Origin of the sequence: Kitasatospora sp. NPDC127116 (assembly GCF_042677365.1) — a bacterium.
Lineage (GTDB): Bacteria > Actinomycetota > Actinomycetes > Streptomycetales > Streptomycetaceae > Kitasatospora > Kitasatospora lactacystinica.
Genome location: NZ_JBHXTL010000016.1, coordinates 82,672 through 97,707, shown reverse-complemented (window position 1 = coordinate 97,707; position 15,036 = coordinate 82,672). Strand labels below are relative to the sequence as shown.

Below are 15,036 nucleotides of genomic sequence, written 5' to 3'. Positions count from 1 at the left end.
CGCGCCAGCGCCCCCAGGTACTTCGCCTTCAACTCCTGCGAACCCGACAACTGCACCGGCAGCGACCCCAGCTTGTTCACCGCCGGAATCAGGGACGACGACGCACACACCCGCGCCACCTCCTCGATCACGATCACCGTCGCCAGCGCATCCGCCCCCGCACCACCGAACTCCTCCGGCACGTGCACCGCGTGCAGATCGTTGCCCCGCAACGCCTCCAGCGCCTCCTGCGGGAACCGCCCCTGCTCGTCCACCTCCGCCGCGAACGGAGCGATCTTCGCCTCGGCCAGCGAACGCACCGCCTCACGGAGCATCCCGTGCTCCTCGGAGATCCGGAAGAGATCGAAGTCAGCCGCCCCTGCGCTGCCCGCCATGATGCCTGCCTCGTCGTTCAGTGACCGGTGCCCGATCGAGGTCCGATCGGCGCCCGGTGCGAGTCGAATCCGCGGTTAACTACCGTTCAGTAGAGATCCTAGGGCGCCGACCTGCGGCTGCCTAGCGTTCAGGGCGGCCCCTCGGGCGTGCAGGTGATCCCGGCGCGCCCTCGACGGGCGGATAGCATCAGGGCATCCGTACTGGTCGCGTCCGCATCCAAGGAGAACCCGTGACCCTCCGCATCTCCGTGATCGGCACCGGCTACCTCGGCGCCACGCACGCCGCCGCGATGGCCGAGTTCGGCTTCGAGGTGCTGGGTCTGGACATCGACCCCGACAAGATCGCCATGCTGACCGCGGGTCGCGTCCCGATGTACGAGCCGGGGCTCTCCGAACTGCTGCTCAAGCACGTGGCCGGGCACGAGGGTTCGACCGGACGGCTGCGCTTCACCACCTCCGCCCAGGAGGCCGCCGAGTTCGGCGACGTGCACTTCATCTGCGTCAACACCCCGCAGCGCAAGGGCGAGTTCGCCGCCGACATGTCGTACGTCGACACCGCGATCGACGAGCTCGCACCGCACCTGACCCGTCCCGCGCTGGTGGTCGGCAAGTCCACCGTCCCGGTCGGCTCGGCGGCCCGGCTGGCCGAGCGGCTGGCCGCGCTGGCGCCGGTCGGCGAGGGCGCCGAACTCGCCTGGAACCCGGAGTTCCTGCGCGAGGGGTTCGCCGTGCAGGACACCCTGCGGCCGGACCGGATCGTGGTCGGCGCCCAGAGCGAGCGGGCCGAGCGGGTGCTGCGCGAGGTGTACGCGGAGCCGATCGCGGCCGGGGTGCCGTTCATGGTCACCGACTACGCGACCGCCGAACTGGTCAAGGCGGCCGCCAACTCCTTCCTGGCCACCAAGATCTCCTTCATCAACGCGATGGCCGAGGTCTGCGAGGCGGCCGGCGCGGACGTCACCCAGCTCAGCAAGGCGCTCGCCTACGACGAGCGGATCGGCGGCAAGTTCCTCAACTCCGGCCTCGGTTTCGGCGGCGGCTGCCTGCCCAAGGACATCCGGGCGTTCATGGCCCGGGCCGGTGAGCTCGGCGCCGACCAGGCGCTGACCTTCCTGCGCGAGGTCGACTCGATCAACATGCGGCGCCGCTCCCGGATGGTCGAGCTGGCCCGCGAGCAGTGCGGCGGCGGCTTCCTGGGCCGCCGGGTCGCCGTCCTCGGCGCCGCCTTCAAGCCCAACTCGGACGACATCCGGGACTCCCCCGCCCTCAACGTGGCCGCCCAGATCCAGCTCCAGGGCGCCCAGGTCACCGTCTACGACCCGAAGGCCGTGGACAACGCCCGCAAGATGTTCCCGTCCCTCACCTACGCCCACTCCGCCCTGGAGGCCGCCGAGGGCGCCCACGTGGTCCTCCACCTCACCGAGTGGTCCGAGTTCCGCGAGCTGGACCCGTCCGCGCTCGGCGCCGTGGTCGCCGAACGACGCCTCCTCGACGGCCGCAACGTCCTGGACGCCGAGGCCTGGCGGGCCGCCGGCTGGACCTACCGCGCCCTGGGCCGCCCGAGCTGACGAGTCCGCTCCCGAGCGCCCGTCCCCGACCCCGGGGGCGGGCGCTCGCGCGTTCCCGGACCCAAGTATTTGAACATGTTCAACTCTCGTGCGAGGATCGGGCCACCCGCTGTCCGCGGTGGTCCGAAGACCGGGGGGTCCTTCATGCGCAAGTCGTTCGTCCGGTCGGCCGTCGGCTGCGCGGCGGTCGCCGCGCTCCTGCTCTTCTTCGCGAGCCGCTTCGTGCTCGCCCTCGACGACCTCGCCTCCGGCGAACCCGTCAAGGCCGACTGTTCGAAGGTCGTGGACTTCGCGGGCGGATCCATGCCCGCGCAGGCCACCGGGGCCCGCTGCACGGACACCAGCGGCTGGCAGGAGCAGGGGTACACCGGCGAGTTCCGGATGCCCCGGACCGACCTTGCCGCCCGACTGGTCGCCGCGTTCCCGCGCGTCCGGCTGATCAGCGACGAGACCTGGGGAATGACCCTCCGGAACCGCGACGAGACCGATGGGAACCGGCCCCGGGGGAAGGCCTGGGTCGTCGAACTGGAGATCACGTACGACAACGACACGACGGCCCTGGTCAAGCTCAACGCCACCAACATCTGAGCCCAGGAATCCGGCGCCCGCGAACGTCGTTGGTACCGGCATGACGAGCTACGGCGACGAAGCGGCGGTCCGCGAGATCCTCACCCGCACCGGCGGCACCTGGGCGGTGGTGGGCCTGTCCACCAACACCGCCCGGGCCGCGTACGGGGTGGCCAGGGTGCTCCAGGAGTACGGCAAGCGGATCGTGCCCGTGCACCCGAAGGCCGAGACGGTCCTCGGCGAGCAGGGCTACGCCTCGCTCGCCGAGGTGCCGTTCCCGGTCGACGTGGTGGACGTGTTCGTGAACAGCGCCCTGGCCGGGGAGGTGGCCGACCAGGCGGTGGCCGCCGGGGCGAGGGCGGTCTGGTTCCAGCTGGGAGTCGTCGACGAGGCCGCCTACGGGCGGACCCGGGCGGCCGGGCTCGCCATGGTGATGGACAGGTGCCCGGCCATCGAGATCCCCAGGCTTCAGGCCTGAGGACCGTCCAGCTGCGCGATGGTGGCGATGGACGGGCGGCGGCTCGCGCGCAGCCCGGCGGCCGCCGATTCGGCGTCGCGCAGGACGCGCACGGCGTTGTGCCAGGTGAGCTTGGCCAGGTCGGCCTCCGACCAGTGGCGGCCGAGGAGTTCGGCGACCAGGTTGGGGTAGCCGGCCACCGAGTCCAGGCCGTCCGGCAGGAAGGCGGTGCCGTCGAAGTCGCCGCCGATGCCGATGTGGTCGATGCCGGCCACCTCGCGCATGTGGTCGAGGTGGTCGGCGACGGTGGCCGGGGTGGCGATCGGGCGCGGGTTGGCGGCCTCGAAGGCGCGCTGGCGCTCCATGGCCGGCGGGGTGGTGTCCAGCGGGTGGAAGCCGTGGGCGCGCATGTTCTCGTCGGCGGCCCTGGTCCAGTCGATGGCGGCGGGCAGGATGAACTTGGGCACGAAGGTCGCCATCGCCACGCCGCCGTTGGCGGGCAGCTGGGCGAGCACGTCGTCCGGGATGTTGCGCGGGTGGTCGCAGACCGCGCGCGAGGAGGAGTGCGAGAAGACGACCGGCGCCTCGGTCACCCGCAGGGCGTCGCGCATGGTGTCGGCGGAGACGTGCGAGAGGTCGACCAGCATGCCGAGCCGGTTCATCTCCCGGACGACCTCCTCGCCGAACCGGGTCAGCCCGCCGGCCACCGGCTTGTCGGTCGCGGAGTCCGCCCACGGCACGTTGTCGTTGTGGGTCAGCGTCAGGTACCGCACGCCCAGCTCGTACAGGGCGCGCAGGGTGGCCAGCGAGCAGTCGATGGAGTGACCGCCCTCGGCGCCCATCAGGGAGGCGATCCGGCCCTCGGCGCGGGCGGCCTCGATGTCCGCGGCGGTACGGGCCAGGCGCAGCCGGTCCGGGTAGCGCTCGACCAGGGCGTGGACGAAGTCGATCTGCTCCAGGGTGGCGCTCACGGCGTGGTCGCCGGCCAGCGAGGAGGGGACGTAGACGGACCAGAACTGCGCGCCGACCCCGCCCTCCGCGAGGCGGGCGAGGTCGGTGTGCAGGCGGTCGCTCTGGTCGGCGGCGAGGTCGAGCGCGCCGAGGTCGTATCCGGCCTGCTCGCGCATCGCCCAGGGGAGGTCGTTGTGGCCGTCCACCACGGGGGCGGTGCGCAGCAGGGCGCGGGCGCGGTCCAGCGGGGTGGGGGAGTCCGTCCGAGAAGTCATACGGGTTGTTCTACCCCACCCCCACCAGGGGATTACTTGCCGAAGCCGAAGGAGGAGGAACCGGCCACCTTGGCGCGCAGCTTCTGGCCCTTCTCGGTGGCCTGGTTGTTCAGCTCGGCCTGGAACTCGGTCATCTTCTCGGTGAGCTCGGGGTCGAAGGCGGCGAGCATCCGCACCGCGAGCAGGCCGGCGTTGCGCGCGCCGGCCACCGAGACGGTCGCCACCGGGACGCCGGCGGGCATCTGGACGATCGACAGCAGGCTGTCCATGCCGTCCAGGTAGCGCAGCGGCACCGGCACGCCGATGACCGGCAGCGGGGTGACGGAGGCGAGCATGCCCGGCAGGTGGGCCGCGCCGCCGGCGCCGGCGATGATCGCCTTCAGGCCGCGCAGGTGGGCGTTCTCGCCGTACGCAACCATCTCGCGGGGCATCCGGTGGGCGGAGACGACGTCCACCTCGTAGGGGATCTCGAACTCGTCGAGCGCCTGGGCGGCGGCCTCCATGACCGGCCAGTCGGAGTCCGAGCCCATCACGATGCCGACGAGGGGGGCGGTCGAAGCGGGGCTCATTCGGTGATCGTTCCTCGCAGGTAGGCGGCCGCGTGGCGGGCGCGCTCGCGGACGTCTTCGAGGTCGTCCCCGAAGACGTTGACGTGGCCGACCTTGCGGCCGGGCTTCACGTCCTTCCCGTACATGTGGATCCGCAGCCCGGGGTCGCGGGCCATGCAGTGCAGGAAGGGGCGGTACATGTCCGGGTAGTCGCCGCCGAGGACGTTGACCATGACGGTCCACTTGGCGCGCGGGCGGGGGTCGCCGAGCGGGAGGTCGAGGACGGCCCGCAGGTGGTTCTCGAACTGCGAGGTGACGGCGCCGTCCTGGGTCCAGTGCCCGGAGTTGTGCGGACGCATGGCCAGCTCGTTGACGAGGATGCGGCCGTCCCGGGTCTGGAACAGCTCGACGGCGAGGTGGCCGACGATGCCGAGGTCGCCGGCGATCCGCAGGGCGAGCTGCTGGGCCTCGTCGGACAGGGCCGGGTCGAGGTCCGGCGCGGGGGCGGTGACCTCGGCGCAGACGCCGTTCTCCTGGACGCTCTCCACCACCGGGTAGGCGACGGCCTGCCCGCTGGGCGAGCGGACCACGTTGGCGGCCAGCTCGCGGACGAAGTCGACCTTCTCCTCGGCCAGCACCGCGACGCCGGCCAGGAACGGGGCCTGCGCCTGCTCCTCGTCGTCGACGACCCAGACGCCCTTGCCGTCGTAGCCGCCGCGGACGGTCTTGAGGACGACCGGGTAACCGGAGCCCTCCTCGGCGAAGGCGGTGACGTCGGCCGGGTCGGCGACGATCCGGTGCCGGGGGCAGGGCACGTCGATGGAGTCCAGCTTGGCCCGCATCACGCCCTTGTCCTGGGCGTTGACCAGCGCGTCCGGGCCGGGGCGGACGGCGATGCCGTCGGCCTCCAGGGCCCGCAGGTGCTCGGTGGGGACGTGCTCGTGGTCGAAGGTGATCACGTCGCAGCCGGCGGCGAAGGCGCGCAGGGTGTCGAGGTCGCGGTAGTCGCCGAGGACGACGTCGGACACCACCTGTGCGGCGGAGTCCTGGGGCGTGTCGGCGAGGAGTTTGAACCTGACCCCGAGCGGGATGCCCGCCTGGTGTGCCATGCGGGCCAGCTGCCCGCCACCGATCATGCCCACCACTGGAAAATTCACATTGCCCGGGGAAGTCACGCGGCCCAGGATATCCGGGCCGGTCGGGGGCGGTGGAGCCGCCGGTGGGGCCGTCGGGGCGGACGCGCGTAGATGTCAACCTGTCGCCCTGGGGGCTGAGCCGTTCGATGGAAGCGGGTAGCCTGGACGGCCAGGTCCTGGTCTGCGCGGTCCGATCATGTGCGTGCACGCAGGGCTCAAGGGGTGGCCGCGCCGTCGCGGCAGGCCCTTTCGTCCCGCAGGCACATGGAGGCAGTCCGGTATGGCGACGACCGCAGCTTCGAACCCCCCGCTCGCACAGAAGATGCGTGGGATCACGGGCGAAGTCGTGAAGTTCGGCATCGTCGGCCTGAGCGGCGTGGTGGTCAACTTCGCCGTCTTCTGGGTCTGCATCAACGGCATGGGCCTGGCCTCGGTCCGGTCGAACATCGTCGCGACGGTGATCGCGATCGCGACCAACTACCTGGGCTACCGCTACTGGCTCTACCGGGACCGCGACGCCGCCTCCCGCAGGCGCGAGATCACGCTCTTCCTGGTCTACAGCGGCATCGGCATGCTGATCGAGACCGGCGTCCTCGGCTTCTCGGTGTACGTGCTCGACCTGCGCTCGCACTACGAGCAGATCGGCGCCAAGGTGATCGGCCTCGCCGTGGCCACCGTGTTCCGCTTCGTCTCGTACCGCACCTGGGTGTTCAAGGCCGTGCCGGAGCCCGTCGGACTGCCCGCCCAGCAGGCGGTGGACGCCACCAGCGGCCAGGAGCTGGCCGCACAGGCCGAGCTGATGCTGGCCACCGAGCGGATCCGCCTCGCCAAGGCCGAGTAGGCCCCGCGCCCCCGCGCCCCTCGCACCCCCCTTCGCTCCTCGCAGCCCCGGCAGCCCGAACGCGGCCGCCGGGGCACTGCCGTTTCCGGCGGGCTTGCCGTGTCCGCCGCAGCCGGAGGACAGTGGTTACCGAGGGCGAGCACGGCCGGCGGACGATCGTGGCCGAGGGGGTCCAGGAGGCTCGCCATGACGTTCGTCCAGATCATCGACTGCAGGACCGACAGGCTCGACGACCTCAACCGGCTGCTGGACACCTGGGTCGAGGCGACCCGGGGCAGGCGGACCGCTTCCCACGCGGTGATCGGCACCGACCGTTCCGACACCGCGCACGTGGTGCAGATCGTGGAGTTCCCCTCCTACGCGGCGGCGATGGAGAACTCCGCCCTGCCCGAGACCGACCGGATCTTCCGCGAGATGGTGGCGCTCTGCGACGCCCCGCCCACCTTCACCGACCTCGACGTGGTCCGCGACGCGCAGTTCGACTAGCTAGGGCGTGTCCGACCGTTCGAGTCGGCCCCGGGCCCGTTCAGTCCTGGTGGCTGCGTCCGAGGAAGAGCGCGAACACCGCCGGCTTCAGCGAGAGCAGTTCGAGCCGCCCGCCGTCCGCCTCCGCGAGGTCGCGGGCGACGGCCAGACCGATGCCGGTGGAGTTGCGCCCGCTGACCGCGCGCTCGAACACCCGGTTGCCGAGGTCCGCCGGCACGCCCGCGCCCTCGTCCTGGACCTCGACCACCGCCGAGGTGCCGGACGGCCGGACCCGCAGGGTGATAGTCCCGGCGCCGTGCATCAGCGAGTTCTCGATCAGGGTGGCCAGCACCTGGGCGACCGTCCCCGGGGTGCCGACCGCGGTGACCCCGTGCAGCCCCTCCAGGGAGAGCACCCGGCCCTGCTCCCGCAGCGTCGGGCCCCACTCCTCCACCTGCTGCTTGATCACCTCGTCCAGGTCGAAGGCGACGGCGGTGGGGCTGCGCGGGTCGCGCTGGGTGGTGAGCAGCCGCTGGACCACGTCGGTGAGCCGCTCGACCTGCTGGAGGGCGATGGTCGCCTCCTCCTTGACCGTCTCCGGCTCCTCGGCGAGGGCGGTGATCTCCTCCAGCCGCATGGAGAGCGCGGTGAGCGGGGTGCGCAGCTGGTGCGAGGCGTCGGCGGCGAGCCGGCGCTCGGCGGTGAGCATCCGGGCGATCCGCTCGGCACTGGTGTCCAGCACCTCGGCGACCCGGTCGAGCTCGGGCACCCCGTAGCGGCGGTCGCGCGGGCGCGGGTCGCCGGAGCCGAGCCGCTCGGCGGTCTCGGCGAGGTCGGTGAGCGGCCGGGCGAGCCGCTTGGCCTGCCAGACGGCGAGGGCCACCGCGGCCTGGACGGCGAGCAGGGCGACCACGCCGAGCAGCAGCAGGTTGTTGGCGATCTCGTGGTCGACGTCCTCGCGGGACTGTTCGACGGTGACGGTCTCGCCGCTGTTGCCGCGCTCGACGGCCTTCAGCAGGTGGTTCCCGGCGGGGCGCTCGCCCGCGGAGACCACCGGCTGGCCGGGCACCTGCACCTCGACGTAGCTGCCCTCGGTGATCTGGCTCTCGAAGGCCCGCCCGGTGACCGGCTCCCCCGCGGCGAGCCGGCTCTCGACCAGGGCGAGCACCCGGACGGCGGCCGCGTCCACCCGGTCCTGGGCCGAGTTGACGATGGTCCGCTTCTCGACCAGGGCGAGCGGTACGCAGAACACCACGACGACCACCAGGACGACGCCCAGCAGCGAGTTGATCATCCTGCGTTTCACGCTGCCGCTCCCCGGGGTGTTCCACTGCCGCGGGCCGAGGGCCCGTTCTCCGTCAGGGACTAATTCTTCTCGAACCGGAACCCGACTCCGCGCACGGTGGCGATGTAGCGGGGGTTGGCCGCGTCGTCGCCGAGCTTCTTGCGGAGCCAGGAGATGTGCATGTCCAGGGTCTTGGTGGAGGTCCACCAGGTGGTGTCCCAGACCTGCCGCATGATCTCCTCGCGGGTGACCACCCGGCCGGCGTCCCGGACCAGGACCCGCAGCAGCTCGAACTCCTTGGCGGAGAGGGTGAGCTCCTCGTCGCCGAGCCAGGCGCGGTGGGACTCGATGTCGATCTTCACACCGTGCGCGCCGGTGGTGAGCTGGTCGACGTTGCCGCGCCGGAGCAGGGCCCGGACGCGGGCGAGGAGTTCGGCCAGGCGGAAGGGCTTGGTGACGTAGTCGTCGGCACCGGCGTCCAGGCCGACCACGGTGTCCACCTCGTCCGCGCGGGCGGTGAGCACCAGGACGGGGCAGCTCTTGCCGTCGGCACGCAGGCGGCGGCAGACCTCCAGGCCGTCCATCTCGGGCAGGCCGAGGTCCAGGACGACGAGGTCGACCTCCTCGGTGAGGCCCGCGGCCAGTGCGGTCGGACCGTCCTCGCGGACGAGCACCTCATAGCCCTCGCGTCGCAGGGCCCGGGCGAGCGGTTCGGAGATCGCCGGATCGTCCTCGGCGAGCAGCACACAGGTCATGTGGTGATGGTAGTCCGCCGGGGTAACGCCGGACGCCCTGTGAGGTAGTTCACAGAGCGTGATCGTTATACAAGGCCCTGATCGCACCCAACGGGCCGCAGCGGACCGGCCGTTCGGCGAAGAATCTCCGTTTGGATCTTGAAACCGAAGGAAGACGCGCCCATCTACCATCGATAGATCGGGAAGATCTGGCGCCGACTTTGCCATTCCCATACCTGATTCAAGGCTTTTGTCATCTGATAAAGCCAAATGTCGCCACGTAGAGTGGTTTCGTCCACGTCCGCCGCCACCCCCCTAGGCGGACGCTGTCAGGCAAGGAACCACTACTCATGGCGTCGAAGACCCTGGACGCCGACATGACGTCGGCCTCTCCCGGCGGCAAGACCTTCCTCGGGCATCCCCGAGGTCTTGCCACCCTGTTCATGACCGAGATGTGGGAGCGCTTCTCCTACTACGGCATGCGCGCCCTGCTCATCTACTACCTGGTCTCCGGTGGCGCCGACGCCGCCGTGGGCAGCCAGGGCGGCGGCCTCGCCATGACGGCGACGACGGCGACGGCGATCTACTCCGTCTACGTCTCGATGGTCTACCTCATGGCCTACCCCGGCGGCTGGTTCGGTGACCGGGTCTGGGGTGCCCGCAAGACCGTCGCCATCGCCGGGTTCGTGATCATGTTCGGCCACATCGCGCTGGCCGTCCCGGGCCAGGCGGCGTTCTTCCTCGGCCTGCTCCTCGTCGCGCTCGGCTCCGGGCTGCTGAAGGCCAACATCTCCACGATGGTCGGCCAGCTCTACAACGGCCCCGAGGACCCGCGCCGCGACGGTGGCTTCACCGTCTTCTACATGAGCATCAACCTCGGTGCCTTCGTCGCCCCGTTCATCATCGGGACGATCGGCAAGGAGTACAGCTGGCACCTGGGCTTCGGTATCGCCGCGGTCGGCATGGCCTTCGGCCTGGTGCAGTTCCTGCTGGGCAGCCGCCACCTGAGCCCCAAGAGCAGCAAGGTCCCCAACCCGCTCAAGCCCGCGGAGCGCAACAGCCTGCTGGTGAAGGCCGGCATCGCCGTCGCCGCCACCGCCGTCTTCTACGCCGTGATCGTCGGGCTGGGCGTCTACACCCTGAACTGGGCCCTCGTCCCGCTCACCCTGGCCGGTCTGCTCATCCCGATCGCCGTGCTGGTCCGGATCAAGCGCGACAAGGACCTCAGCGCCGGCGAGCAGTCCAAGATGTCCGCCTACATCTGGTTCTTCGCCGCGGCCGCCATCTTCTGGATGATCTACGACCAGGGCGGGTCGACCCTCTCCCTGTTCGCCGACAAGAAGACCGCCGACAGCCTGTTCGGCCTCGGCTTCTCGGCCACCTGGTACCAGTCGCTCAACCCGCTGTTCGTGATGGCGCTCGCGCCGGTGTTCGCCTGGCTGTGGCTGTGGCTCTCCCGCCGCAACAAGGAGCCGAACACCATCGTGAAGTTCTCGATGGGCCTGGTCCTGGTCGGCGCCTCGTTCTTCATCTTCATCATCCCGATGAACATGGCGGACGGCGGCACCATGGTCTCCCCGATGTGGCTCGTCTCGATCTACCTGATCCAGACCATCGGTGAGCTCTGCCTCTCCCCGGTCGGCCTCTCGGTCACCACCAAGATGGCGCCGCAGAAGTACGCCTCCCAGATGATGGGCGTCTGGTTCCTCGCCGTCACCGCCGGTGACTGCACCACCAGCCTGCTCTCGCTGGCCGGCGTCAACCTCGACGGCAACGGGATCATCGCGATGCAGGCGTCGCTCGCGGTCCTCGCCGGGCTCGCCGTCTTCGGCTACCGCAAGCGCGTCCAGGCCCTCATGGGCGACGTGCGCTGACCGACCGGCCTACGGCTCACGACTCCGGGGCCGCCGTGGATTCCTGAGATCCGCGGCGGCCCCGGCCGTCTTTCCCGGCCCCGCCCGTCCTCCGCCCCGGCCGCCCCGGCTGCCCGCCCGCCGAGGCCGCCCAGGCCGCCCCGCCGCCGGGCGTTGTGCGCTCGACACGGACCCGGCGGCCGTGCCTATGGTGCCCCGCATGACGACCCCCTCCTTACCCCGTCAGCTGGCCCGCACCCGGCGGTTCACCCTGGGCGTCCCCGTCCAGCCGGAGCCCTCGCCGGACGGCACCACCGTGCTCTTCCTGCGCGGCCGGTCCGGCACCGACCCGCTCGCCTGCCTCTGGGCCATGGACACCGCCACCGGCGAGGAACGGCTGATCGCGGACCCGGCCGTGCTCGGCGCCGCCGAGGGCATCGCCGGGTACAGCACCGACGCCGCCGGCGCGCTCGCCGCCTTCGCGCTGGACGGCGCCCTGTGGCTGGCCGACACCGCCCGCGGCACCGTCCGCGCCGTCCCCGTCCCCGTCCCGCCGCAGGACCCCCGGCTCGACCCGACCGGCCGCCGGATCGCCTACGTCGCCGCCGGCGCCCTGCGGGTGGTCGGCGTCGACGGCACGGACGACCGTCCGCTCGCCGAACCCGAGGCCGAGGACGTCTTCTACGGACTCGCCGAGTACGTCGCCGCCGAGGAGATGTTCCGCGACCGCGGCCACTGGTGGTCCCCCGACGGCACCGCGCTGCTGGTCGCCCGGGTCGACAACCGCCCGCTCGCCCGCTTCTTCCTGGCCGACCCCGCCGACCCGCACCGCCCGCCGCGCGCCGTCCGCTACCCGCTGGCCGGCACCGCCAACGCCGAGGTCTCGCTGCGGCTGCTCGGCCTCGACGGCACGGACACCGGGGTCCGCTGGGACCGCGCCGCCTTCGAGTACCTCACCGCCGCCGGCTGGGACGGCCACGGCCCGTACGCCGCCGTGCAGAGCCGCGACCAGCGCACCGTCCGCACCCTGGCGATCGAGCCGGACGGCGCCACCCGGGTGCTCGCCGAGCGGCAGGACGCGCACTGGATCGAGCTGCTCCCCGGCCTGCCGGCCCGCACCGGGGGCGGCGCCCTGGTGGACACCGCCGACCTGGGCGACACCCGGCACCTGACCGTCGACGGCAAGCCGGTCACCCCGCCCGGGCTCCAGCTGCGCGCGGTGCTCGGGACGGACGGCGAGCAGGTCCTGTTCACCGCCTCCGACGAACCCACCGAGACCCACCTCTGGACGTACGGACCGGACACCGGCCCACGACGGCTCAGCAGCGGCCCCGGCCTGCACACCGGGGTGCGGCGCGGCGGCACGCTGGTCCTCATCACCTGTTCCCCCGGCCACCCCGGCGGCTTCACGACCGCTCTACGGGAAGGGTCGGCACCCCTCCCGCTCACCTCGTACGCCGAGCCGCCCATCGTCACCCCGCGGCCCGAACTGCTCCGGCTCGGCCCGCACGCCCTGCGCGCCACGCTCTTCCTGCCCGCCGGCCACCGCCCCGGGGACGGCCCGCTGCCCGTCCTGCTCGACCCGTACGGCGGACCCGCCGTGCAGAAGGCCACCACCGGCGGCCTCTGGTGGGACCAGGTCTCCCAGTGGTTCGCCGACCAGGGCTTCGCGGTCCTCGTGGTGGACGGCCGCGGCACCCCCGGGCGCGGGCCGCTTTGGGACAAGGCGATCCACGGCGACAAGGCGGGACCCGCCCTCGACGACCAGGTCGAGGGCCTGCGGGCGGCCGACCGGCTGCGGCCCGGGCTGCTCGACCTCGACCGGGTCGGCATCCGCGGCTGGTCCTACGGCGGCTACCTCGCCGCCCTCGCGGTGCTGCGCCGCCCGGACGTCTTCCACGCCGCCTCCGCCGGGGCCGCCCCCACCGACTGGCGGTTCTACGACACCCACTGGCAGGAGCGCTTCCTCGGCCACCCCGACGAGCATCCCGAGCACTACGACAGCGGCTCGCTGATCGCCGAGGCGCCGAAGCTGAGCCGCCCGCTGCTGCTGATCCAGGGCCTCGCCGACGACAACGTCTACCCCGCCCACACCCTGCGGCTCTCCGCCGCCCTCCTCGCCGCCGGCCGCCCGCACGAGGTCCTCCCCCTACGCGCCACCGGCCACCGGCCGACGGACGAGGCGGTGGTGGAAAACCTGCTGCACCACGAACTGGAGTTCCTACGGCGCTCGTTGGGCCTGGAGTGATCAGCGCCGCGCCACCAAATGCCCTGAGGTTTTCGGCAGGCTGAATAGCTACCGGATCCCAAAGTCCATGCATTTCAACTGTCTTTCTGCGTACGGCAGTTGAGTGCTAGCGTTCATTTCCTCCACTCCAGCGGCTACTGTGAGGTGCCCGTCATGACTCAGGCCATGCCTCGCCAGAAGAATCCCCTGGCCCCGCGCTTTCAGGTGGCTTTGCGACCTGCGGAGCTGCCCGACCATGACTTCGAGGACGACGCCACCATCAAAGGCAGGCAATACAGCGGACTGAGCCTCGTCGGACGATCGGGCGAAGCGGTCGAGGTCGAGCAATGCGCCTTCGAGAACGTCCGGTTCACCGGGATGCACCTGGTCCGGTCGGTGCTCGCTCACATCGCCTTCGACACCTGCGACTTCGCCACGGTCCGGACACAGGACGTATCCGTCCTCCGCGGCACGGTGACCGGGTGCCGGCTCACCGGGTCGTCCTGGAGCAACGGCAGTTTCCGTGACGTCCTCTTCGAGGGCAATCGGACAGACAGCACGCTGTTCCGCTACGCGAAGTTCAAGACGGTGGTCTTCAGGGAGTGCAATCTCTCCCAGGCCGACTTTCAGTTCGCCGAACTCCGTGATGTCCGATTCGAGAAGTGCGACCTCACGGGAACCCAGTTCGCCAACGTCGTCATTCAGCCCGGTGTCAGCTTCGACAACTGCACACTGATCGATGTCGGAGGCGCCGCGCACCTCAAGGGTGCCACCGTGCGAGGCCCGGGGTCCATGGAACTGGCCCTGAGCCTCGCCAGGGAGGCCGGCATCGTCTTCGAAGCCTAGGCTGCGGCAGGCAGGTCGTAGTGCGCGAACTCCCGGCCCGAGATCGACCGGGTGACGAGATCGAAGTCGATCGTCTCGGCGAAGTCCGCGAGTTCGCGCACCATCCCCTGGCCGTACGGCGTGAACAGGTCCAGCTTGTCCAGCAGGCCGTCCGCGCACTCGCGGATCGAGTGGCGGAACGTGTCCACCAACTCCGTCTCACCCCTCAGGTGCTGCATGAGCATGAGGGGCGGGGCCACCACCGCACTGTGGAAGGCCTTGTCCAGCGGGCGCATCTGCCCGAACTTCACCGCGGAGACGACCCGGTACTCGTCGGCCCCCAGCTCCTTGGCCGGCCGCGTGTAGAGGCGGTACACCATGTCCGCCAGGAAGACGTTCAGGTGCACGGTCTCGTGCACCTGGGACTCGGCGTAGTCGTGGGGCCGCCACTCGTCGCCCGGGCTCATGCTCACCAGGCCCGGGAGCGTCGAACCGGTGCCGCCACCCTTGTTGGTCGAGCTGAACATCACGACGTCGGTGACCACCAGGTCCACGAGGGCGCCCAAGTCGGGGACGAGGTCCCTGGTGTGCAGGAGCGCCACGGAGAAGTCGCGCTTCCACCGCTCCCGCAGGTCGGGCGGGGTGTTCTCCAGCCCCTCGAAGATGTTCTCGAAGGTCCTGTTCTCGATCAGGTAGCTGCCCCACTCGCTGTCCTCGAAGGACAGCGTGATGCCCGCATCCTCGACCGGCAGCGGACGGAGCGCGGAGACGACCCTCCGGTACGCGGCCGGGAGGTCCACGGCGGTCGGCGGAGGCTGCTCGTCGACCGCGCTCACGAGTCGGCCGATCGTCTCCTGGGTGTGGTGGATGTTGAGGAACCGCATGGAGGAACACTCCTTCGCTGGAATGCTTGGGAACCACGCGCCCGGC

At 71.1% G+C, this 15,036-nt stretch carries 14 protein-coding genes and 1 pseudogene; 8 read left to right on the top strand and 7 right to left on the bottom strand.

The features are described 5' to 3' along the window. Positions 1-374 (bottom strand): acyl-CoA dehydrogenase family protein (locus ACFVHV_RS10470; protein WP_380350555.1); only part of this gene is annotated, 374 nt, incomplete at its 3' end. A gap of 230 nt (positions 375-604) precedes the next feature. On the opposite strand from ACFVHV_RS10470, the gene ACFVHV_RS10465 reads away from it, so the two are divergent. From ACFVHV_RS10465 to ACFVHV_RS10455, 3 genes are all read left to right on the top strand, one after another. Then, the gene (locus ACFVHV_RS10465; RefSeq protein ID WP_359906155.1) at positions 605-1,942 is read left to right on the top strand and encodes a UDP-glucose/GDP-mannose dehydrogenase family protein; all 1,338 of its coding nucleotides are present in this window, start codon (positions 605-607) and stop codon (positions 1,940-1,942) included. Positions 1,943-2,086: 144 nt separating this feature from the next. Then, a complete protein-coding gene (locus tag ACFVHV_RS10460) occupies positions 2,087-2,530 on the top strand; it encodes a hypothetical protein (protein WP_359906153.1) in 444 nt (147 codons plus the stop codon). 40 nt (positions 2,531-2,570) lie between these two features. Beyond that, positions 2,571-2,987 carry a CoA-binding protein gene (locus ACFVHV_RS10455; protein ID WP_380350553.1) on the top strand — a complete coding sequence of 139 codons (417 nt, stop codon included), beginning with the start codon at positions 2,571-2,573 and terminating at the stop codon, positions 2,985-2,987. Here ACFVHV_RS10455 and ACFVHV_RS10450 read toward each other — a convergent pair. The 3 genes from ACFVHV_RS10450 to ACFVHV_RS10440 are packed head-to-tail and all read right to left on the bottom strand — an operon-like array spanning position 2,978 to position 5,897. Beyond that, positions 2,978-4,192: a dipeptidase gene (locus ACFVHV_RS10450; RefSeq protein ID WP_380350551.1), complete on the bottom strand. Its 1,215-nt coding sequence runs from the start codon at positions 4,190-4,192 to the stop codon at positions 2,978-2,980. The two genes, ACFVHV_RS10455 and ACFVHV_RS10450, sit on opposite strands and share 10 nt — an antisense overlap. Before the next feature lie 32 nt (positions 4,193-4,224). Further along, positions 4,225-4,761: a 5-(carboxyamino)imidazole ribonucleotide mutase gene (gene purE, locus ACFVHV_RS10445; protein ID WP_359906144.1), complete on the bottom strand. Its 537-nt coding sequence runs from the start codon at positions 4,759-4,761 to the stop codon at positions 4,225-4,227. Then, complete coding sequence (locus ACFVHV_RS10440) at positions 4,758-5,897, bottom strand: 5-(carboxyamino)imidazole ribonucleotide synthase (protein ID WP_359906141.1); 1,140 nt, start codon at positions 5,895-5,897, stop codon at positions 4,758-4,760. Before ACFVHV_RS10440 ends, purE begins: the two co-directional genes overlap by 4 nt. A gap of 301 nt (positions 5,898-6,198) precedes the next feature. On the opposite strand from ACFVHV_RS10440, the gene ACFVHV_RS10435 reads away from it, so the two are divergent. After that, the gene (locus tag ACFVHV_RS10435) at positions 6,199-6,717 is read left to right on the top strand and encodes a GtrA family protein (protein ID WP_359906138.1); all 519 of its coding nucleotides are present in this window, start codon (positions 6,199-6,201) and stop codon (positions 6,715-6,717) included. 186 nt (positions 6,718-6,903) lie between these two features. Beyond that, positions 6,904-7,200 (top strand): annotated as a pseudogene (locus tag ACFVHV_RS10430) (ester cyclase); the annotation flags it as partial. 43 nt (positions 7,201-7,243) lie between these two features. Here ACFVHV_RS10430 and ACFVHV_RS10425 read toward each other — a convergent pair. Next, positions 7,244-8,488 carry an ATP-binding protein gene (locus ACFVHV_RS10425; protein WP_359906135.1) on the bottom strand — a complete coding sequence of 415 codons (1,245 nt, stop codon included), beginning with the start codon at positions 8,486-8,488 and terminating at the stop codon, positions 7,244-7,246. 59 nt (positions 8,489-8,547) lie between these two features. Further along, positions 8,548-9,222, bottom strand: coding sequence for a response regulator transcription factor (locus ACFVHV_RS10420; protein WP_030058577.1), 675 nt, complete (start codon positions 9,220-9,222; stop codon positions 8,548-8,550). A gap of 329 nt (positions 9,223-9,551) precedes the next feature. Between ACFVHV_RS10420 and ACFVHV_RS10415 the strand changes: the two genes are divergently transcribed. From ACFVHV_RS10415 to ACFVHV_RS10405, 3 genes are all read left to right on the top strand, one after another. Then, positions 9,552-11,075: an oligopeptide:H+ symporter gene (locus tag ACFVHV_RS10415; protein WP_359906132.1), complete on the top strand. Its 1,524-nt coding sequence runs from the start codon at positions 9,552-9,554 to the stop codon at positions 11,073-11,075. Positions 11,076-11,274: 199 nt separating this feature from the next. Further along, entirely contained in the window at positions 11,275-13,302 is a 2,028-nt protein-coding gene (locus ACFVHV_RS10410) for a prolyl oligopeptidase family serine peptidase (protein ID WP_380350548.1), read from the top strand. A gap of 153 nt (positions 13,303-13,455) precedes the next feature. Then, the gene (locus ACFVHV_RS10405) at positions 13,456-14,127 is read left to right on the top strand and encodes a pentapeptide repeat-containing protein (protein WP_380350546.1); all 672 of its coding nucleotides are present in this window, start codon (positions 13,456-13,458) and stop codon (positions 14,125-14,127) included. Here the strand turns inward: ACFVHV_RS10405 and ACFVHV_RS10400 are convergent. Then, entirely contained in the window at positions 14,124-14,990 is an 867-nt protein-coding gene (locus tag ACFVHV_RS10400) for an aKG-HExxH-type peptide beta-hydroxylase (protein WP_380350544.1), read from the bottom strand. The two genes, ACFVHV_RS10405 and ACFVHV_RS10400, sit on opposite strands and share 4 nt — an antisense overlap. Between the last annotated feature and the right edge of the window lie 46 nt (positions 14,991-15,036).

Coding starts and splice junctions, on each gene's coding strand:
- ACFVHV_RS10460 (WP_359906153.1), top strand. CDS start 2,087: ATGCGCAAGTCGTTCGTCCGGTCGGCCGTCGGCTGCGCGGCGGTCGCC.
- ACFVHV_RS10455 (WP_380350553.1), top strand. CDS start 2,571: ATGACGAGCTACGGCGACGAAGCGGCGGTCCGCGAGATCCTCACCCGC.
- ACFVHV_RS10450 (WP_380350551.1), bottom strand. CDS start 4,192: ATGACTTCTCGGACGGACTCCCCCACCCCGCTGGACCGCGCCCGCGCC.
- purE (WP_359906144.1), bottom strand. CDS start 4,761: ATGAGCCCCGCTTCGACCGCCCCCCTCGTCGGCATCGTGATGGGCTCG.
- ACFVHV_RS10435 (WP_359906138.1), top strand. CDS start 6,199: ATGCGTGGGATCACGGGCGAAGTCGTGAAGTTCGGCATCGTCGGCCTG.
- ACFVHV_RS10420 (WP_030058577.1), bottom strand. CDS start 9,222: ATGACCTGTGTGCTGCTCGCCGAGGACGATCCGGCGATCTCCGAACCG.
- ACFVHV_RS10415 (WP_359906132.1), top strand. CDS start 9,552: ATGGCGTCGAAGACCCTGGACGCCGACATGACGTCGGCCTCTCCCGGC.
- ACFVHV_RS10410 (WP_380350548.1), top strand. CDS start 11,275: ATGACGACCCCCTCCTTACCCCGTCAGCTGGCCCGCACCCGGCGGTTC.
- ACFVHV_RS10405 (WP_380350546.1), top strand. CDS start 13,456: ATGACTCAGGCCATGCCTCGCCAGAAGAATCCCCTGGCCCCGCGCTTT.
- ACFVHV_RS10400 (WP_380350544.1), bottom strand. CDS start 14,990: ATGCGGTTCCTCAACATCCACCACACCCAGGAGACGATCGGCCGACTC.